Below are 18,598 nucleotides of genomic sequence, written 5' to 3' on the forward strand. Positions count from 1 at the left end.
TTCTAAATTTTATTACACAAAACTTTATTTTTTACAGACACAAGGTTATAATAATTTTTTGAAAATGAACCTGTTTAATAAAGGATATATACTATGAATATCGTCAAAACTTACGGAAATTATATTAAAAAATATGCCGGCACCCACCCGGCAGTTTCACGCAAAATGATTGACATCGGATTACATCTCGAACAGTTCCGGACTGAACATTTTGCAGAAAAAACAATGCCGAAAGCATATCAGAAGCTGAATACGCTCGGCGTAAAAAATACGCTTCATGCGCTGGAATACCCGGAATCCACGGTCTGGTGCAATCTGTTTGCACCCGTGGAAATTTTCCAGTGCTTCGGACTCAGTGCGCTTTCCATGGAATGTCTTTCTTCGTTTCTCTCAGGATTTACGTGTGAAGACTATTTTATCGACCGCGCAGAAAGCCGGGGAATTGCCTCCACGCTCTGTTCCTATCACAAAGATTTTATCGGTGCCGTAGACTCCGGAATTATTTCACCTGCCAGACTCGGTGTGACAACTTCCATGATTTGTGACGGCAATATTAACACATTCCGCTATGTCAGCCGGCACACGGATCTTGACACTTATGTGATCGATGTGCCGGACAGCTGTTCTCCGGAAGCCGTGGAATATGTGACCATGCAGCTGAAAGAACTGATTCAGAAACTGGAAGCACTGACCGGAAAACGTCTGTCCATGGATGACCTGTCGGAAACACTTGCCCGCGAAAACCAGTCGAAAGCTTATTACAAAGAGTTTTTAAAACTGCAGGCAGAGCGCTATTATCCATCGACACTGACTCTGCAGATGTACATGCTTTTTGCCACCCACTTAAACATCGGAACACCGGAAACCCTTGACCTGTTCCGCAGTTTTGCCGAGGATATCAAACAATATCCGAAATATGACGGCACCCGGATTGTGTGGGTACATCTGCTTCCCTTTTATCAGGAAACACTCAAACACTATTTTAACCTGAACAGAGATTACCAGATCCAGTGTACCGAAATGAACCTGGATTACATGGACGAACTGGATACCACCCACCCACTGGAAGCACTTGCCACTAAAATGCTAAACAATCTCTATAACGGTCCATACGAAAAAAAAGCAAATATGCTCGTAAAACTGGCAAAAGAAATGCATGCCGATGGCGTCATTAACTTCTGCCACTGGGGCTGTAAGCAATCTGCCGGCGGAGTATTCCAGCTTCGCGAAACACTCAAGGCCGCGGATATTCCACTGCTCGTTCTGGATGGCGATGCCATGGACCGCCGGAACAGCCATGACGGACAGATCAAAACCCGTCTGGAAGCTTTTCTGGAAATTCTGGATAAAGAGAGGAATTCATCATGTTAGGTTATGTATGTAAATATACCCCCATGGAATTATTTGAAGCCATGGACACGGAAATCACACGTCTGGAACCATCCGTTACGGATTTTAACCACGCGGACACCCTGATGCACGCCAACATCTGTTCCTATACCAAGGCCGTGCTGGAAGATGTGATGGAACATGACTATGAGGGTGTCATTCTGACTACCTGCTGCGACAGCATCCGGCGTCTGTATGACACATTAAAAAGCCAGTTCCCGGATAAATTTTTCTTTTTGCTGGATATTCCCCGCAAATTTAATGATTTCGCAGTAGCACTCTATGAGCGCCAGTTAAAACAAATGCTCACGGAGTACGAGGCTTTCTCCGGAAAAACACTGGATCTGAAACGTTTTGTTTCCATGATGCAGAACAAAGCAGCTCTGAAAAAACAGGAAAACACCCGCATGTCTTCCAGTGCAGTGTCCGAAAAAGGAAACGGACAGAAACTCAATATCGGAATCATGGGTGCCCGATGCAACAATGAAATCCGTCAGCTGCTTGTCGACCGCGGTGCCAATCTGCTGTTTGATTTAACATGCACCGGACTTGCACGTGATTTTTCCATTACAGAGGATCAGGTCCTGCATTCTTATGCTGCCGCGCTGCTAAACCAGATTCCATGCATGCGCATGTTAAAAGCAGCGAACCGTGAACATTTTCTTGACGGTTTTACCGACCGCCTGGATGGAATTATATATCATACCGTCAAATTCTGTGACTCTTATTCTTATGAGTATGCGGATTTCCGCCAGCGGCTGGATCTGCCGATTCTGCTGGTAGAAACCGATTCCACCAGACAATGTGCCGGACAGGTCCGGACCCGTGTGGAAGCCTTTATGGAAGAATTGAAAATGAAAAAAGGATTGTCCCTGACCGGGGAAAAACAAATGATAAAAAGAAAGGGTGATACAGTGTATACATTAGGAATTGACAGCGGCTCTACCTCTACAAACACCGTAATCTTAGACGAAAACAGACAGATCAAAGCATTTTCAGTTGTCCGCACCGGAGCCAAATCTTCCCAGAGTGCAGATGCCGCACTGGCAGACGTTCTGAAAAAGGCCGGACTTAACCGGGAAGATATTTCCCTGATTGTATCCACCGGTTATGGTCGTGTCAGCATTCCATTTGCGGACAAAAATGTAACCGAAATCAGCTGCCACGGAAAAGGTGCGCATCTTCTCTTCCCGGACGTTCACACGATCCTCGATATTGGCGGTCAGGATAGCAAAGCCATCCGGCTGAATGACAATGGAGAAGTTGCCGATTTTGTCATGAATGATAAATGTGCCGCCGGAACCGGCCGCTTTCTGGAAATGATGGCGCGCTCCCTGGAAATCAGTATCGACGAACTTGGCCCGGTATCCCTGCAGTCCAAAGAAAATATTGAAATCAGCAGCATGTGCAGTGTTTTTGCTGAATCGGAAGTTATCTCCCTGATCGCACAGAACAAAGAGATTGCTGATATTGCACATGGAATTCACAAGGCAATTGCCGGGAAAGCAATGTCCCTCCTGAAACGTGTCGGTCTGAATCCGGGATATATGATGACTGGCGGTGTTGCCAAGAATCCGGGTGTCGTCGCCGTGCTGGAGGAGCAGCTTGGAGAAAAACTACATATCTATGAGGAACCAGAGATTGTCGGTGCACTGGGTGCGGCATTGTATGGGCTTGAGGAGATCCTATAAACCAGAAAATAATTTTACAACAACAATCGTGATACGATTTATTTTCCAATCGTATCGCAATTGTTGTTTTTCTGTTCATTTTAGGTTTTTCTGTTACTGTTATAAATCATTTGACTTCTGTCCGAAAATACGATATTCTGTTTTTATTGGGTTTATAAAATTATATACCACAATTACTTATGCGATACATCGCCATTGTACCGCAATCACCACTCATGGAGAGCATTTCGCTCATAAATTTCCATTAGAACCACAATTTCATAGAACTGGTCATAACAGCTCTGTTTTTTATACTTTCTATATTGTAAAAGCAGATGCTTATGATATATACTAAAGGAAAGGTAGGACACTACATGGGGAACACTGACATTTTGACAACTTCGTTGCTAGATGCCGGCACAGAAAACACAACAGAACACAGCACGATTTTCGACGATGTATTCCGAACCATTGCGCAAAAAATGCCGCAGCTTCTCATTCCGCTGATCAACGAAGTTTTCCATACTTCTTACAGCGAAGAGGAACAGTTTGAACAATTGCGAAACGAACATTACGAAAAGTACGGAACCGTGATCACGGACTCCATTATCCGGATTGGTGGACATATATACCATCTGGAATGCCAGTCCTCTAAGGACAGGACAATGGTTATCCGAATGTTCGAGTACGACATTTCGATTGCACTTGAGCATGCTTCTTTGGGGGAACATGCAATTTGGGAGATTGCGTTTCCTCAATCGTGCGTGCTTTACATCCGCAATCACCGTTCGCTTCCGGATTATCATGAGGCAATCGTAACGTTTGCAGATGGTCAGAAAGTACGTTACCGCGTTCCGGTTTTGCAGGCGAAAAGATACACGGTGGATCGGATTTTTGAAAAACGGCTGCTGATTCTGCTTCCGTATCATATCTTACGGTATGAACATTTTTTGAAGCACAATGGAACGAATTCGAAAAAAGTGAAGCATCTGCTGGACGATTTCCGGGAGATCAACCGAAGGTTAGAGGACGCGTCCGAAAAAGAACAAAAGTCATATCTTTATATGGATATGATTGTTTTAATTGAGAAAATCGCAGATTATATTATTCCAAAAGACAATGATATTAGGAAAGGATTGGGTGAGATTATGGGTGGTAAGATTTTGAAGTTACGGTCTGAAGAATTGCTGGAACAGGGCGAAGCCAAGGGTAGAATTGATGCAATTCAAAATATGATCAAATATAACGTTCCAAAAGAAAAAATTTTACTGGATTACACTTCAGATGAATACGAAGAGGCATTAAATTCTATGCCAGTAAAAGTATAAACACACACCAAAAGGGGCTCCGAAGAGCAATGTCATTAAGTTAAGAATTTTGACATAATTATAAAACACATCATATTTGCAATTGTTTGATAAATATGATGTGTTTTTTTCTTTTATCTATTTTGTAGCACAACAAAAAGACAGATTGTTTATCTGTCAAAAAAAACTTATAATTATCTATGATTAAGCCACTCTATATAGAAAGCTTACAGATGCCTGGGGTTTGACTTTGCGAGGGTCTTTTCGACCAGGTCTTACTGGTAATACATGCTTTTCTATTAGGTTAATCACATCAGGTGGACTAAGATTGCGTTTATTACGGAGATATTCTCTACAAATATAAATGGCGATTGTAAAGTTCACCTGTTTTGTTTTATCATTGTTTTTCATTTGTTTTATTACATGTGTTGTTATTAATTCGCAATAGTTATACAAAAGTAATCGCGCATATATTTCTTGTTTAATAAAATCTGGTTTTCGTGCATGGAAACTTGTTAATCCTATGGCATATTTTAATTCTCTGAATGAAGTTTCTATTCCCCATCTCAAATGATAGATTTCCTTTATTTTTTTTACATCAAAAATATTTCTATCAAGATTTGTAATTATTATTTCATAAGAATTAGACCCTATAGGAAATCTAATAATACGAAATGATAATTCGTATGTTTTATCACTTTTTCGTGGAAGATAATCAAACACTTGATTTACAGGCATCCACTTATAGCCTGCATTTTTTGTGGTCTTTGTATTTTTCCTCGAAAAAATCTGAGTGATATCTATATCAAACTCATCATTTGGAGGAAGATTTAACCCAGATGCAATTCCATTACTATTTTTATCTTTGACACGTATAGCGAATTTCCATCCTTTTTCAATTGCATGTGCAAAAATGTTATAGTTTTCATATCCTCTATCAGCAACAAGAATTACATTCTCTAGTTTCGATCTGTCAATCATTGTTGCACATGCTCTAAACTCGTTGCAATCCGCTGCTGTTTGCACTAAAACATCGGTGTATATACGATTCAAAACATCATAAAAGGCATTTAGATGTAGTTTATTAACAATTGAACCATGCTGATTACGTTCCCAAAAAGTTTCTGGATCCTTTTGATTGGTTGCAATGGTCAAGTTACTTCCATCACATGCAATTAAACGATAACCATGATAATTATTAGTAGTTGGAAGGTTGTCATCCGTAAAAGATTTAAACAAATATTCAAAAGCCTCTGGAAGTACTTTTGAACGTTGTTGCGTAAATGCTGACACAGACGGAGTATTTTTGTTAAAATCAAAGAAATCAAGTAGTTCTTTACTCATAGTAGCTCCACCCGAATTCATCATGATTCCTATAAAAGTTTTGAAATCAATTTTCCGTTTTCGAGAGAAATCGACATTGGGGTTTCGAAGAAATAAACATGGATTGTTAGCTAATTCCGAAATATGATTCTTTAGAGAATCTGAAACTTGATTAATATAATTGCTCATATGCGTTACCTCCTTGCAATCAAGATGTTCTTAATTACAAGGGCCGCTTTCGCTACCTCATTATCATTCAATAGCGAAAGCGGCCGCACATTTCGAATCATATGTCAAGCATTTATTACAAAATAAAAAGACCCTAGCATCATTTCTGATGCTAAGATCTTGATTGGTCATCTTAACTTAATGACATTGCTCCGAAGAGTCCCTTTTGATGTGTAATGACCATATTTACTTTTACTGTAACAGAGAAAGTACACCCTGATTAGACTGATTAGCCTGTGCGAGCATAGACTGTCCAGCCTGTGCAAGAATGTTGTTCTTGCTGTAGTTTACCATCTCTTTTGCCATATCTGTATCACGGATACGAGACTCAGCAGAAGAGGTATTCTCGGAAATATTATCCAGGTTGTCGATGGTGTGCTCTAATCTGTTCTGTACAGCACCAAGTGCAGATCTCTGGGAAGAAACCTTAGAGATTGCATCGGAAATAGCGTCGATTGCGTAGGTTGCTGCTGTACCGTTCTTGTCCGTTACGTTTAAGCCCTTGATTCCAAGGTTTTCGGAGTTCATGGTGTCAATGTCAACTGTGATCTTGTTTGTCATGTCAGCATCTGCACCTACATGGAGGCTGAAACTTAATGTGTTGGCAACTTTTGCAGTTCCCGTATGAATTTCAATTGTATTAGTTGCATTTGCAAGTGTCATTGCAGTATAGTTTTTATCAATACCCACCTTTGCCTGATTCTGAGTATCACCAATCTGGTTTGCTTTCAATAATTCAGCTGCTGCAAGACTATATGCTTTTTCTTTAGTGATTACATTTTTGTTGTTATCATCAACTCCATCATTATCCTTATCTGCAATAAGGGACAGTTCCGTCGTACCTACTTTAACAGTTCCAGATGTTACCTTTGTACTAAATTCAGCTGCATCCGCATAATCTGCATCTGCTACAATTCCGGCACCAGTATCCGCTGGTACAACTCCGTCTTTATACCATCCAGCTGCATTTCCATCTGCCTTTGTACCAGTTGTAACTGCTGCTTTTGCAGCCACATATTTATAAGTATCTCCATTTACCACAACATCCTGGTGCTTTGTATCAATATCAGCAGTTGTCAACATGTCCTTTAATTCTTTTGTAGATGCTCCAATGGAAAACGTCTGGCCTCCGATTGAAACTTTATCTCCAGCCTTCAATGCATCCATTTTAAATGTAGCTGTTCCATCACCATTATCGGTCAGAGTTCCCTTTAATCCGGCATCATGTGCCTTAAGATTAATTGTCTTCTCACCGTCATCACCCTTTAACAGGTAAATTTCATTGAATTTGGTTGTCTCTGCAACACGGTCGATCTCTGTATTTAACTGGTCGATCTCGTCCTGGATCGCCTTACGGTCTGTATCCTTAGAGTTTGTTCCGTTTGCTGCCTGAACTGCAAGCTCATTCATACGCTGTAACATGCTGTGAACTTCTGTTAAAGCACCTTCAGCGGTCTGTACAGAAGATACACCGTCCTGTGCATTAGAAGATGCCTTGTCCAGTCCGCGGATCTGCTTTCTCATCTTCTCGGAAATGGTAAGTCCTGCTGCATCATCTGCTGCACGGTTGATCTTGTAACCAGAAGATAACTTCTCGGTTGACTTAGCCTGTGCTCCGGATGTGATACCAAGCATTCTGTTTGCGTTTGCTGCCTGCATGTTGTGTTGTACTACCATACTCATAATAGAATCCTCCTTGAACTCCCACTTTGTGGGGTATTATGTTTTTTCCTCTGGAAATCCTTTTCCTAAGGTGTTCTTATTGCGTCACTTTGCAGTAACGCGTCACAAGCATCTTTTGATGCTTTGCGACCTTGTATCAAATAAGCGAAGCGTCCCGGGTGTGCCCCGCCTATTACCAGAATTTAAAACAGATCAGGAGTTAAATTTATCTTTCAAACTCTCTGCATCTTTCTTTGCCTCTGCCTTCATCCTCTCGTTCCACAAGATTCTCTTAATTTCCTGCTGTGCCTCCCTGGAAATACCCGGCTCTGCATAATAGGTTTCCTTCTTACGTGCCGGATTTTCTTCCGTGGTGCTTCTGGCAATATTAAGTTCCCTCGGAGCATCAATGAGCAGCCTTGCGTGATTACCCGAACCACCGACATAGACCACACGGATGTCATCCCCGATATTTACGTATTGTCCCTGTTTCAATGAAAGTTTCAGCATTTTTTACCTCCATGTACGCAAAACCTTTTTGCTACGTTTTGTATCTTTTATATCGTCCATTCGCTACAGTTTGTTAACCTCTATTTTTTATAATTGCTACATTTTGTTACTTTTTATCTAATTTCTCCATTCTCGTTCGTTTAAAAACCGTTTATTTTTGTGCATATTTTACATTTTTATGCAACATTCTGTAACTATATGACTATTTTTCCACTTCCCACAATAAATTAACTTCTGTTTTATCAATAGCTACTATCTGTAACATTTCATGATATGTGAAAAAATAGACTAATTTTAAGAAAAGGTGGTATTTTATTATGAGTGAAAAAAAACTTCCTCAGAAATTGAAAGAACTGAGAAAGGTAAATAATTACACGCAGGATTATGTAGCCGCGGTGCTTGGTATTGTTCGCCAGACATACAGCCATTACGAAACTGGCAGACGGACACCAGATGCCGAAGCATTATATAAATTGGCGGGACTATACAATATTTCGATTGACGATCTCATGCATCTGACCGTTGATATTGACCGTGAAGTTTCCTATGATGCACCGGTTCCTTCCCAGTCCAGCGAAGACTTATCTGAGTTTCTTGAATTTTTTAATGATCCCGCGAATAAAAAAAAGTACATGTTTCATACGAATCTGGAAAAAGAATTGCTTTTTTATTTTAATAAGATATCCGAAGAGGATAAGAAAGAAATTATTGAATTTACAAAAATTAAGGCCCGCAAGCCTTTATAACAGAAAAATTGCTTCTCCAGATACTGTTTTTAATGGTATCTAAAGAAGCAATTTTTAATACTATGGAAATTACAATTTCACTACATGCACTTTATTCCGGCTTCCGCAAGCCTCTTGTATTCTTTTCCACAAGCTTACGTGTCACCATCATCTGATGTCCACAGCCAGTGCATTTCAGGCGGAAATCCGCGCCCACGCGCAAAATCTCCCATTCATGGCTGCCACACGGATGTGGCTTTTTTAATTTCACAATATCTCCCACTTCATACTGGTACTGATTCATAGCTGGTCTCCTTCTTTTTCTCATCTTATAGACAATTGTAAAACCCGCGGTGGCAGGAGCCGCAATTGTCTATTATTTTTTCCGGCTAACACTCGATCTGTGAAAAGACATTTCCAAGTCCATCCTGGATAAGAAGATCCGCCCGCGCATCCATTGGAGTTGCACTCTTATTGATCAAAACAAGCTTATTTCCCCTGTAATAATCAATCAGACCGGCTGCCGGATATACGGCAAGCGAAGTTCCTCCCACAATCAGCATATCCGCATGGCTGATATAAAATACCGCATCCTGCAGTGTTTTCTGGTTCAGCCCTTCTTCATAAAGAACTACGTCAGGCTTCACCGGACCACCACAGACAGGACAGACCGGAACTCCTTCCGAGTGGAGAATATCTTCCGCGCTGACAAACTGTCCACAGCGTTCGCAGTAATTGCGCAATACGCTTCCGTGCAATTCCATGACGTTTTTACTTCCGGCTTTCTGATGCAGGCCATCGATATTCTGGGTCACGACCCCTTTCAGTTTTCCTGATTTTTCCAGTTCTGCCAGCTTGAAATGGGTGATATTTGGCTGTGCATCCAGACAGAGCATTTTGTTCCGGTAAAACCGGTAGAACTCTTCCGGATTCTGCCGGTAAAAACTATGGCTTAAAATAGTCTCCGGCGGATACTTATACTGTTGATTATACAAACCGTCCACACTACGGAAATCCGGGATTCCGCTCTCGGTCGATACCCCTGCTCCACCAAAAAATACAATGTTGCCCGATTCCTCCACCCATTGCAAAAACTGTTCCGTTGCTTCCATTTTTTCTCCTTTCTCCGCAAACAGGGAAAAAAGAGGCTGTCACTGTGTGACAACCCCTGTCTGATTTCCTGTGCTATATGGCAAATTGATATTTTTAATATTCTTATAATAAGGATGCCAGTTACCGCTATACAGCCTCTGTATTATAAAATACATCTTTCTTCATCTCTCCGGCAATTTGCTTTGCATTCTCCAGATCATCCAATATCTGGTATGCCGGTGTTGTTGCGTCTTTTAAATTCTCCCGGAGTTCTTCCAGTCTCTGCGCATCCTGTTGCTGCTGCTCACACTGCTGCTGGATATGGTTCGCCTGATTTGCCATCTCATCCATGGAACTTGAAATCTCTTCGCTGACAGCTGCCAGGGAACTGATGGAATCGGAAATCTTTCCCACACTCTTCTGGTTCGCATCATTGATCTCCCATGCAGAATTAATCTTCTCGCTCATATCCCCAAGTGCCTCCACCGCGGTGTTTGCACTGTCTGAACTCTTTGCGGATGCTTCTTTGATACGCTCCACGAACTCACTCATGTTGGCTGTCATGTTCTGGGTCTGTTCTGCAAGTTTACGGATCTCTTCCGCAACTACTGCAAATCCTTTTCCGGCTTCTCCTGCACGGGCTGCCTCGATGGATGCATTCAGTGCCAGCAGATTGGTCTGGCTGGAAATGGAATTGATCCCTTCAATGACTTCATTCATATTACTGATAATGTCAAAAAGCTTCTCCATATTCTGTTTCATGGTACTTGATTCACTGATCGTCTTATCGGACAGATCGCGGATAGCCGTCAGCTCCTGCTGTCCCTCTTCGATGTTTTTGTAAATCGCTGCAGATTCCTCCGATGCAGACAATATCGTATTGGTCAGTTCCTCATGCTGGTTGGAAACCTCCCCTGCCACACGCGAACTTTCTGACGCAGACTTCGTAGCGTCCTCCGATGCCTGTGCGATCTGCTGTGAAACAGATTCCATCTTGGAATTATAATCTTTTAAGGCATCCACAACCTCTGCGATCTGTAACGATGCGGATGCATTCTTTGTCAAGATCTGACCGAACTGGCTGCGTCCGTTCACCAGACGGGTATACAGCTGCTGTATCTCCGGATCTTTTGAATAATCTACATTTTTCAATTCCAGAACGGCCTGCAGACCGGCTCTGTCTGTCTTTTTTCCAAATGCCATATTATATACTTCCTCTCTGTTGTAACATACAAATCTCTGTATCTTATGCCTTTTATTCTGAACTAAAATATGTTTAAAGTCAACATATTTCTATCATAATTCAGATATTTTTTGACACTTTTGCTGCTACACACAGGTTGCCATGCGAACAATAACACTATTCTTACAACTTCAGGTTTTCCACACAAGAAATACACTTGCCACAATTCCGGCAGTGGTTGCAAAAAGGGCTCCCGGAAGTGTATATCTTGTCTTTTTTACTTTTACCGACATAAAATAAACCGACATGGTATAAAAAATGGTCTCTGTGCTGCTGAGCATAACCGATGCCGCACGTCCCAGCATCGAATCTGCACCATGTGTTTTGTAGATATCTAGTAAAAGTCCCGTTGCTGCAGAGGAAGAAAACATTTTTACCACAGCAACCGGGATCAGCTCGGTCGGAAATCCTGTCGCCGCCATTAATTTTCCAAGCCACCCGGAAATAAAATCCAAAAAACCCGAAGCCCGCAAAATACCTACTGCTGCCATCAGTCCGATTAGTGTCGGCATAATCTCCACTGCTGTGCGGATTCCGCTTTTTGCCCCTTCCAGGAAATCCTCATATACATGCTGCCGGTGCATCAGGCCATTTCCCACAATGAGCAATACCAGAATCGGAATGACTGCCTCGGATAAGTACAGAATCAAATTCATTTTTCCACCCTCCCAAATGCCTGCCGGAGCTTGATGAAAATGACAGCTGCCAACGTGGAAATACTAGTGGCAATGATGGCCGGTCCTACAATTGCAGCCGGACTTACGGCTCCATACTGGCTGCGATATGCAATGATATTCACAGGTATCAGCTGCAGGGAAGAAATATTAATGATAAGAAAATCACACATCGCGTCTGTCGCCTGATTTGACATTTTCTGCAGCCGCTTTAACTCTTTCATGGCAGAAATCCCTGCCGGGGTTGCCGCCCAGCCCAGCCCCAGAAAATTGGACACCATATTCGTTGCCATATATCTGCCTGCTGTGGAATTTTCCGGAACTGACGGAAACAAAAAACGTAGTATCGGTCCCATTGCAGATGCCGCACGGTTTACCATCCCCCCTTTTTCCGCAATCTTCATAAGTCCTACCCAGAATGCCATGGCACCTGTCATTGTCAGGCAAAGGCTTACCGCTTCCTTTGCCGAAGCAAGTGCCTGGTCGGTCACTGCTCCAAGATTTCCAGTCATTGCAGCATACACCACCCCGACAAGAATCATTCCACCCCATAAATAGTTCATCCGCGCCTCCTGTTTGCGTTCTTAAATCATTGTATGGGCTTTGCTTTTTTCATATTCCTTTTGCAATTACCAGATAAACCCAAAAGGGAAGGCATAGCCCAGGCTTTCCCTGCATAAATTTTCTTAAGTTTTCTTACAGGAGTTTCTGGTATGAAACATCTTTTGAAAAAACACCGGATGCTTTCCGTGGGTATTTTTCTGGCTGCGGTACTCTCCATTATTTATGCAGTCATCCTCTCCCCTGCCGGAAAAAGTACCGGTTCTTTTTCTGAATTTTGTACCACGCTTTTTCGCGAAGAGATAAAATCCAACACCATGAATCTGCACTTTACGCTAAAAGATCCAAAAGCTGCCGGCATTGACTCTTATGAGATCACGCTTGGCAGTCTGTCCGGTGACAGTCCTCACAACCAGGCCAAACAGCTCAAAAAACTTTCGGAAGAACTCAAAAAATATTCTCACCGCTCTCTCAAAGGAAAAGACCGCTTGACCTGCCGGCTGCTTTCCGATTATATTTCACGCCAGCAGAACCTTGCTGCCTATCCCTATTACGATGAACCTCTGACCCCTTCCGGTGGTGTCACCTCACAGCTGCCTGTGCTTCTGGCAGAGTATACTTTCCGCAATACCAGAGATATTAAAGATTATCTCGGACTGTTGTCGCAGATGGATACTTATTTTTTAGGGATTTTAGATTATGAACAAAAGAAAGCCGATGCAGGACTTTTCATGTCCGATGAAGCCTGCTTAAAAGTCATTGAAGGGTGTGAAGTTTTCACCGAACATCCCGATGACAATTTTCTGATCGATACGTTTTCCAACCGGTTAAATGCCATGGATGTGCTTACGGATACACAAAAGAATACTTATATAAAACAGCATTCCAAAGTTCTGAGCGAACATGTCATTCCAGCTTACCGCCAGATGATCAAAGGACTTACCATGCTGCTGGGACGGGGACATAACAACTGGGGGCTTTGTAACTTTCCGGAAGGAAAAGCCTATTACGAGGCGGTCGTGTCTGCAGATACGGGCTGTGATGACAGTGTGGAAGATCTGTTTTCCCAGATTACCAAAGCCCGGCGGGAAGATCTCACGTTCTGTCAGAATCTCTTGGAAAAAAATCCGAAACTTGCTTCCCAGTCTCCGAAACCCGATGCTGCCTTGAAAGAGGAAAATGCCATGCTTTCCCGGCTGCAAAAAGAAATCCTTACTGACTTCCCGGCACCACCACAGACAGAAGTGGAAATCTGCCACGTTGATCCGGCACTCAGTGAGTACTTGGCTCCCGCCTTTTATATTACGGCTCCGATTGATGATATTTCACATAACCGGATCTACATAAACGATGCTAAAAATGATACAGATATCTATTACTTTACAACGCTTGCGCATGAAGGATATCCCGGTCATCTGTACCAGACGATCTGCACGGCATCCTACGGTGCTCCCGAAGTGCGCTCCCTCCTCAACTATCCTGGTTACACCGAGGGCTGGGCAACCTATACCGAAATGCAGGCCTTCTATTATGCAGGACTTGACCCGGATCTGGCCTCCCTATTACAGCATAACCAGGCAGCTACGCTCAGTCTCTATGCCACTGCCGATATCGGAATTCATTACTTTGGATGGGAAAAAGAAAAAACCGCCGCATTCTGGAGCGAATACGGCGTAGATGATACTGCCACGGTAAACAGAATCACGGATCTGATCCTCGAAGAACCGGGAAACTACCTGAAATATTATGTTGGCTATCTGAAATTCCGCCAGATGCGTGAACAGCTTGCGCTCGAAAACAAAAGCTTTTCGGTATCTGCATTTCACGAAGCAATCCTTCGCACCGGTCCTTCGCCTTTTTCCGTTCTCGAAGAAACCGTGCGGGATCAGTTAAAATAAAGTCCATTGATCTTTTTTATTTTAACAGTGCCTGATAGATATCGCGCTTGCTGACCCCACGGTCTTTAGCGACACGTTTCATGGCTTCCTTGCGGTCAATCCCCTGGGACTCGTAATGCGCCATGTGTTCCTCCAGGGAAAGTGTTTCCCATCCAGCCTGTTCTTCCTTTTTCATTTCTTCCCACGAACGGCCGGCAATGATAAGCACATACTCCCCACGTGGCTCATTGACTTCATAATAGGATAGACTGTCTGCCAGTGTCATCTGCAGTTTTTCCTCGTGACGCTTCGTCAGTTCCCGGCAGATGGTAAGCCTGCGGTCTCCGCCGAGGGTATCGTGCAGTTCCTGCAGAGTCCTCACCAGATGATGAGGTGCCTCATAAATAATAATCGTGCGCGTCTCTGTTTTTAACTCCTCAAGTACCGCCTGATGCTCTTTCTTATCTTTCGGGAGAAAAGCCTCGAATGCAAACCGGCGTGTCGGAAGTCCTGACATGGTCAGTGCTGTAATGCAGGCGGCTGCGCCCGGCAGCGAAGTGACCGGAATGCCTTCTTCATAGCAGATGCGCACAATATCCTCCCCCGGATCGGAAATGCCCGGTGTCCCTGCATCTGTGATCAAAGCAATATTTTTGCCCTCCCGCATTTTTGCAACAAGCTGGTAGGCTTTTTCAATTTTGTTGTATTCGTGATAGCTTGTCATCGGCGTCTTAATCTCGAAATGGTTGAGCAGCCGGATGGAGTTTCTCGTATCCTCTGCCGCAATCAGATCCACCTCTTTGAGTGTCCGCAGTACGCGGTACGTAATATCCTCAAGATTTCCGATTGGGGTGGCACACAGATAAAGTGTGCCGGTTTTATGTTGTTCCATGATTGTTCCTTTCTCGTTTTGCAATGTTCTGCTATAATTTTAGAATATGATTAAAAAGCCATACTTGTCAAGTCGCAAAATTGTGATTATAACAACAGACATTTTTCATTTTATATTGTATATTTTTTTTAAATTTCAAAAAACTAATTCTGTAATAACAGAACGACAGAGATGGCAAAGGTACGTTTCTAATCGATACCGATGCGACAAACAAAGACCTGGTCAAAGGCGATCTGCTGGTCATTCCAGGTGGCACACTCTGCGGTGTGCAAAGCGACACCGGAGCTATTTACACAGAAATCATTATCAAACAGGAGGCTATTATGAACAATTTGGTAAAAGCAGGAGAAGTAATGAAATTAAAGGATCTGATTTCCTATGAAGAAGGAAGCATCAGTAATCTTGATGTAGCAAGCACCGACACAATGAAGTTTGTGCTCATGGCATTCGACAAAGGAACCGGGCTGACTCCACATCGCGCACCAGGCAATGCGATTATTTTCGCACTGGACGGAAAAGCAACCATCAATTATGAGGGCAGGGATCATGTAATCTCAGCCGGAGAAAATTTCCGTTTTGAGAAAGATGGTCTGCACAGTGTGACCGCAGACGAGCAGTTTAAGATGGCTCTGCTTTTGGTAATCGAATAACCCCTTTTCCATTGAAAAATATCGTGCTAAAATAACATCTGAGGGTAGAAAAGAGGATTTTATTTATGCGCGATAACACACAACATTTATATAACAATTTTGAATTAAGAAAGCTACTGATTCCCATCATTGTGGAACAGCTGCTTTCTTCTTTAATGGGAACCGCCGACACAATGATGGTCAGCAACGTCGGATCTGCAGCCATCTCCGCCGTTTCTCTGGTGGATTCCATCAATATTCTTGTCATTCAGGCACTGTCTGCGCTTTCCGCCGGAGGTGCAATCCTGTGCTCCCAATATCTCGGCAGCCAAAACAAAAAAGATGCCAACCGCTCTGCAAGGCAGGTTTTATTTGTCATGGTCATCCTGTCCGTGGCTCTTTCTGCGTTCTGTCTGATCTTCCGTGATCCACTGCTGCATGTGATTTTTGGAAAAGTAGAACGCGATGTCATGACCAACTCCCAGATCTATTTCTTCTTTACCCTGCTCTCCTTCCCGTTTATCGGACTCTACGATGCCGGAGCTTCTATTATGCGCTCCCAGAATAACAGCCGAAATCCTATGATTATTTCCGTAATTTCTAACTTCATGAACATTGGCGGAAATGCGATTCTGATTTTTGGACTGGGTATGGGTGTCGAAGGTGCTGCAATCTCTACCCTGATTTCACGTATTTTCTGCGCGGTCGTTGTCATCTGGCAGCTGCGCAATAACAATGAACCGATCTGCATCCGCAACTATTTTGCCATCCGCCCCGACTGGTATCTGATTAAAAAAATTCTGTTTATCGGAATTCCGTCCGGTATTGAAAACAGTATGTTTCAGTTCGGTAAACTTGCCATCCAGTCTACGGTTTCCACACTTGGAACCGTAGCGATTGCCGCGCAGGCAATGACCAATATTCTGGAAAACTTAAACGGTATTGCTGCCATAGGTATCGGAATCGGACTGATGACCGTGGTCGGTCAGTGCCTGGGTGCAGGGCGCAAAGATGAGGCCATCTATTATATTAAGAAATTGTCCTGGCTGTCAGAGGCAGTCATCATCGCAAGCTGCCTGCTCGTTTTTGCACTGACCAAACCGATTACCATGCTTGCCGGAATGGAACCTGCCAGCGCAAAACTGTGCTTTTTCATGATAAGCTTCATCACGATCGTAAAGCCAGTTTCCTGGGTACTTTCCTTCATCCCACCCTATGGTATGCGCGCTGCAGGTGACGTAAAATTCTCCATGATCACCTCCTGTTGCACGATGTGGTTGTGCCGTGTAAGCCTGTGCATTTATCTCTGCCGGGTATGGGGATTCGGCCCGATCTCAGTCTGGATCGGCATGTTTTCCGACTGGACGCTGCGCGCGATCATTTTCTCCATCCGTTTCCACTCCCGGAAATGGTTAAACCATCGCGTCATTGAAAAATGATGATTTTTCAGTTTGTAACTTTCTTTTGCGAATAAATCAGCGGGCATATTATTGTGCCCGCTGATTTCTGTTTCTTATCTGCAATCTATATTCATCAATTCACGCAACTGAAAAGCATTTCCTTTACATTTTTGCTGCATCATCTTATTTTGAAAACACCGCATCATTTTTGGAAAGAAGATATACACAATACTGATTCATGCTGATTCCTTCTCTCTGGGAATGTTCTGCCAACGATCTGTGCAGACTTCGTGGAATTCTCAATTTGAATTGCCCGGAATAATCCTCCAGACTATCTGGCTCATGAATCTCTACACCATCTTCTATTGCAGCTTCAAGCCATGCCTTTTTTGCATCTAACGCATTTTCTACCGCACTTTCTACAGTTTCTCCACAGGTAATGCACCCTGGCAGATCCGGATAAGAAACCACAAATCCACCCTCATCCTTATCTTCTATAATTTCCATACGATAGGACATTGCCATATAATCATTCAGCGTCTTCATCATTCTCCGCCTCGCTTTCTACAATCTGCCTTACCATTTCTACATATACTTTTTTGATCGGTTCATGTTTTGGTATTGTGATAGGCGCACATCCCTGCTTTCTGAACGTGTAATGACTGCTTCCACTTCTTGGTGCATTCATTTCGTACCCGCAGCTTTCCAATACTTTCCGTAACTCATCAAACCGGAGGTCTTTTGATAAATTGCATATACGTGTTATGAGTTTATCCCATTTTGACATTGTTATACCCTCCTGCTTATATTATACATGGTGTCGTATATGGTGTCAATTATTCTATTCGTTCCTGAAGCATAACCGCCAGTTCAAACTCATCCTCCCGAACGGTAACTTCCGTTTTTCCATAATATTTTTCCGCACACACTTCAATATTCCGAAGCCCCAGTCCATGATTTTTGGAATCCGGTTTTGTCGTGAGCAGTCTGCCATCGCTCCGGCTTCTGACAAGTTTCCCGTAGAATAGTGCAGAAAAATCTGGACTGCCACATACTGTCCCAGCAGTATCGCAACACTATGATATTTTTTGACTTCCATGAATTTCTGTTCATCGCCCCTGCTTTGATCACATTCTCCGAAAAATGTTCTGGCAGATTTTTGAGCACTTCCAGCCGCTGATGCACAACCTTTAAATCCGCGGTTGCCTGCAAAGCGGTATTTACATCCATCTCCATCAATTCCGGCAGGGAATAGCGGTTTCCCTGTTTGTTTTCATAGCCGATCTCCCATGCCTCTTTTGCATACCGGGAACCATTGCACTCTGGACACGGCACATCCACATCCGGCAGAAACTGCACATCGAGGCTGATCTGCCCGGTTCCGTCACAGACCGGACACTTTAATTTTCCGGTATT

20 protein-coding genes are annotated in these 18,598 nt (G+C 43.1%); 7 read left to right on the top strand and 13 right to left on the bottom strand.

All coding sequences use genetic code 11. The features are described from left to right. Positions 1-93: 93 nt before the first annotated feature. The 3 genes from DXD06_RS03380 (at position 94) to DXD06_RS03390 (ending at position 4,387) form a co-directional block, all read left to right on the top strand. On the top strand, positions 94-1,371 hold the full coding sequence (locus tag DXD06_RS03380; RefSeq protein ID WP_022045942.1) for a 2-hydroxyacyl-CoA dehydratase family protein: 1,278 nt from the start codon (positions 94-96) through the stop codon (positions 1,369-1,371). After that, a complete protein-coding gene (locus DXD06_RS03385; RefSeq protein ID WP_117830641.1) occupies positions 1,365-3,080 on the top strand; it encodes an acyl-CoA dehydratase activase in 1,716 nt (571 codons plus the stop codon). Before DXD06_RS03380 ends, DXD06_RS03385 begins: the two co-directional genes overlap by 7 nt. A gap of 320 nt (positions 3,081-3,400) precedes the next feature. Then, positions 3,401-4,387, top strand: a complete 987-nt coding sequence (locus DXD06_RS03390) for a hypothetical protein (protein WP_117830642.1) — start codon at positions 3,401-3,403, stop codon at positions 4,385-4,387. A 183-nt stretch (positions 4,388-4,570) separates the two neighbouring features. Here DXD06_RS03390 and DXD06_RS03395 read toward each other — a convergent pair whose 3' ends face one another. The 3 genes from DXD06_RS03395 to DXD06_RS03405 all read right to left on the bottom strand — a co-directional run bounded on the left by DXD06_RS03395 (position 4,571) and on the right by DXD06_RS03405 (position 8,089). Continuing rightward, positions 4,571-5,878: an IS4 family transposase gene (locus DXD06_RS03395; protein ID WP_117830643.1), complete on the bottom strand. Its 1,308-nt coding sequence runs from the start codon at positions 5,876-5,878 to the stop codon at positions 4,571-4,573. 231 nt (positions 5,879-6,109) lie between these two features. Next, positions 6,110-7,594, bottom strand: a complete 1,485-nt coding sequence (locus DXD06_RS03400) for a flagellin N-terminal helical domain-containing protein (RefSeq protein WP_117830694.1) — start codon at positions 7,592-7,594, stop codon at positions 6,110-6,112. 198 nt (positions 7,595-7,792) lie between these two features. Continuing rightward, the gene (locus tag DXD06_RS03405; RefSeq protein ID WP_117830644.1) at positions 7,793-8,089 is read right to left on the bottom strand and encodes a carbon storage regulator; all 297 of its coding nucleotides are present in this window, start codon (positions 8,087-8,089) and stop codon (positions 7,793-7,795) included. Positions 8,090-8,406: 317 nt separating this feature from the next. Here DXD06_RS03405 and DXD06_RS03410 point away from each other — a divergent pair, with 317 nt between their 5' ends. Next, on the top strand, positions 8,407-8,835 hold the full coding sequence (locus DXD06_RS03410; RefSeq protein WP_055066787.1) for a helix-turn-helix domain-containing protein: 429 nt from the start codon (positions 8,407-8,409) through the stop codon (positions 8,833-8,835). A gap of 91 nt (positions 8,836-8,926) precedes the next feature. On the opposite strand, the gene DXD06_RS03415 is transcribed toward DXD06_RS03410, so the two are convergent. The 5 genes from DXD06_RS03415 to DXD06_RS03435 form a co-directional block, all read right to left on the bottom strand. After that, on the bottom strand, positions 8,927-9,118 hold the full coding sequence (locus DXD06_RS03415) for a DUF951 domain-containing protein (protein WP_022046778.1): 192 nt from the start codon (positions 9,116-9,118) through the stop codon (positions 8,927-8,929). A gap of 85 nt (positions 9,119-9,203) precedes the next feature. Next, the gene (locus DXD06_RS03420; RefSeq protein WP_117830645.1) at positions 9,204-9,926 is read right to left on the bottom strand and encodes an NAD-dependent protein deacylase; all 723 of its coding nucleotides are present in this window, start codon (positions 9,924-9,926) and stop codon (positions 9,204-9,206) included. 127 nt (positions 9,927-10,053) lie between these two features. Further along, complete coding sequence (locus DXD06_RS03425; protein ID WP_117830646.1) at positions 10,054-11,109, bottom strand: methyl-accepting chemotaxis protein; 1,056 nt, start codon at positions 11,107-11,109, stop codon at positions 10,054-10,056. 171 nt (positions 11,110-11,280) lie between these two features. Further along, positions 11,281-11,805 carry a spore maturation protein gene (locus DXD06_RS03430; RefSeq protein WP_055262671.1) on the bottom strand — a complete coding sequence of 175 codons (525 nt, stop codon included), beginning with the start codon at positions 11,803-11,805 and terminating at the stop codon, positions 11,281-11,283. Further along, positions 11,802-12,386, bottom strand: coding sequence for a hypothetical protein (locus DXD06_RS03435; protein ID WP_055066784.1), 585 nt, complete (start codon positions 12,384-12,386; stop codon positions 11,802-11,804). The genes DXD06_RS03430 and DXD06_RS03435 overlap by 4 nt, the downstream gene beginning before the upstream one ends. Before the next feature lie 150 nt (positions 12,387-12,536). On the opposite strand from DXD06_RS03435, the gene DXD06_RS03440 reads away from it, so the two are divergent. Beyond that, on the top strand, positions 12,537-14,282 hold the full coding sequence (locus DXD06_RS03440) for a DUF885 domain-containing protein (protein ID WP_117830647.1): 1,746 nt from the start codon (positions 12,537-12,539) through the stop codon (positions 14,280-14,282). A gap of 16 nt (positions 14,283-14,298) precedes the next feature. On the opposite strand, the gene rsmI is transcribed toward DXD06_RS03440, so the two are convergent. Next, positions 14,299-15,153, bottom strand: coding sequence for a 16S rRNA (cytidine(1402)-2'-O)-methyltransferase (rsmI, locus tag DXD06_RS03445; protein WP_117830648.1), 855 nt, complete (start codon positions 15,151-15,153; stop codon positions 14,299-14,301). A gap of 323 nt (positions 15,154-15,476) precedes the next feature. On the opposite strand from rsmI, the gene DXD06_RS03450 reads away from it, so the two are divergent. Together DXD06_RS03450 and DXD06_RS03455 are read left to right on the top strand one after the other, a co-directional pair. Beyond that, a complete protein-coding gene (locus DXD06_RS03450; RefSeq protein ID WP_243000842.1) occupies positions 15,477-15,803 on the top strand; it encodes a cupin domain-containing protein in 327 nt (108 codons plus the stop codon). A gap of 65 nt (positions 15,804-15,868) precedes the next feature. Next, a complete protein-coding gene (locus DXD06_RS03455) occupies positions 15,869-17,221 on the top strand; it encodes an MATE family efflux transporter (protein ID WP_117830650.1) in 1,353 nt (450 codons plus the stop codon). A gap of 144 nt (positions 17,222-17,365) precedes the next feature. On the opposite strand, the gene DXD06_RS03460 is transcribed toward DXD06_RS03455, so the two are convergent. The 4 genes from DXD06_RS03460 to DXD06_RS17770 are packed head-to-tail and all read right to left on the bottom strand — an operon-like array spanning position 17,366 to position 18,541. Then, positions 17,366-17,728, bottom strand: coding sequence for a type II toxin-antitoxin system HicB family antitoxin (locus DXD06_RS03460; protein WP_117830651.1), 363 nt, complete (start codon positions 17,726-17,728; stop codon positions 17,366-17,368). After that, complete coding sequence (locus tag DXD06_RS03465; RefSeq protein ID WP_055066777.1) at positions 17,712-17,969, bottom strand: type II toxin-antitoxin system HicA family toxin; 258 nt, start codon at positions 17,967-17,969, stop codon at positions 17,712-17,714. Before DXD06_RS03465 ends, DXD06_RS03460 begins: the two co-directional genes overlap by 17 nt. 49 nt (positions 17,970-18,018) lie before the next feature. Then, positions 18,019-18,168 carry a GHKL domain-containing protein gene (locus tag DXD06_RS18070; protein WP_117830652.1) on the bottom strand — a complete coding sequence of 50 codons (150 nt, stop codon included), beginning with the start codon at positions 18,166-18,168 and terminating at the stop codon, positions 18,019-18,021. Beyond that, positions 18,113-18,541 (bottom strand): hypothetical protein, encoded by a 429-nt coding sequence (locus DXD06_RS17770; RefSeq protein WP_330418138.1) that lies wholly within the window; start codon positions 18,539-18,541, stop codon positions 18,113-18,115. Before DXD06_RS17770 ends, DXD06_RS18070 begins: the two co-directional genes overlap by 56 nt. Positions 18,542-18,598 lie beyond the last annotated feature (57 nt).

Source organism: Roseburia sp. TF10-5 (assembly GCF_003462365.1).
Lineage (GTDB): Bacteria > Bacillota > Clostridia > Lachnospirales > Lachnospiraceae > Roseburia > Roseburia faecis.

Excerpts from the sequence above, each read along its gene's own strand:
- DXD06_RS03380 (WP_022045942.1), top strand. The coding sequence starts at position 94 with ATGAATATCGTCAAAACTTACGGAAATTATATTAAAAAATATGCCGGC.
- DXD06_RS03385 (WP_117830641.1), top strand. The coding sequence starts at position 1,365 with ATGTTAGGTTATGTATGTAAATATACCCCCATGGAATTATTTGAAGCC.
- DXD06_RS03390 (WP_117830642.1), top strand. The coding sequence starts at position 3,401 with ATGATATATACTAAAGGAAAGGTAGGACACTACATGGGGAACACTGAC.
- DXD06_RS03395 (WP_117830643.1), bottom strand. The coding sequence starts at position 5,878 with ATGAGCAATTATATTAATCAAGTTTCAGATTCTCTAAAGAATCATATT.
- DXD06_RS03400 (WP_117830694.1), bottom strand. The coding sequence starts at position 7,594 with ATGGTAGTACAACACAACATGCAGGCAGCAAACGCAAACAGAATGCTT.
- DXD06_RS03405 (WP_117830644.1), bottom strand. The coding sequence starts at position 8,089 with ATGCTGAAACTTTCATTGAAACAGGGACAATACGTAAATATCGGGGAT.
- DXD06_RS03410 (WP_055066787.1), top strand. The coding sequence starts at position 8,407 with ATGAGTGAAAAAAAACTTCCTCAGAAATTGAAAGAACTGAGAAAGGTA.
- DXD06_RS03415 (WP_022046778.1), bottom strand. The coding sequence starts at position 9,118 with ATGAATCAGTACCAGTATGAAGTGGGAGATATTGTGAAATTAAAAAAG.
- DXD06_RS03420 (WP_117830645.1), bottom strand. The coding sequence starts at position 9,926 with ATGGAAGCAACGGAACAGTTTTTGCAATGGGTGGAGGAATCGGGCAAC.
- DXD06_RS03425 (WP_117830646.1), bottom strand. The coding sequence starts at position 11,109 with ATGGCATTTGGAAAAAAGACAGACAGAGCCGGTCTGCAGGCCGTTCTG.
- DXD06_RS03430 (WP_055262671.1), bottom strand. The coding sequence starts at position 11,805 with ATGAATTTGATTCTGTACTTATCCGAGGCAGTCATTCCGATTCTGGTA.
- DXD06_RS03435 (WP_055066784.1), bottom strand. The coding sequence starts at position 12,386 with ATGAACTATTTATGGGGTGGAATGATTCTTGTCGGGGTGGTGTATGCT.
- DXD06_RS03440 (WP_117830647.1), top strand. The coding sequence starts at position 12,537 with ATGAAACATCTTTTGAAAAAACACCGGATGCTTTCCGTGGGTATTTTT.
- rsmI (WP_117830648.1), bottom strand. The coding sequence starts at position 15,153 with ATGGAACAACATAAAACCGGCACACTTTATCTGTGTGCCACCCCAATC.
- DXD06_RS03450 (WP_243000842.1), top strand. The coding sequence starts at position 15,477 with ATGAACAATTTGGTAAAAGCAGGAGAAGTAATGAAATTAAAGGATCTG.
- DXD06_RS03455 (WP_117830650.1), top strand. The coding sequence starts at position 15,869 with ATGCGCGATAACACACAACATTTATATAACAATTTTGAATTAAGAAAG.
- DXD06_RS03460 (WP_117830651.1), bottom strand. The coding sequence starts at position 17,728 with ATGAAGACGCTGAATGATTATATGGCAATGTCCTATCGTATGGAAATT.
- DXD06_RS03465 (WP_055066777.1), bottom strand. The coding sequence starts at position 17,969 with ATGTCAAAATGGGATAAACTCATAACACGTATATGCAATTTATCAAAA.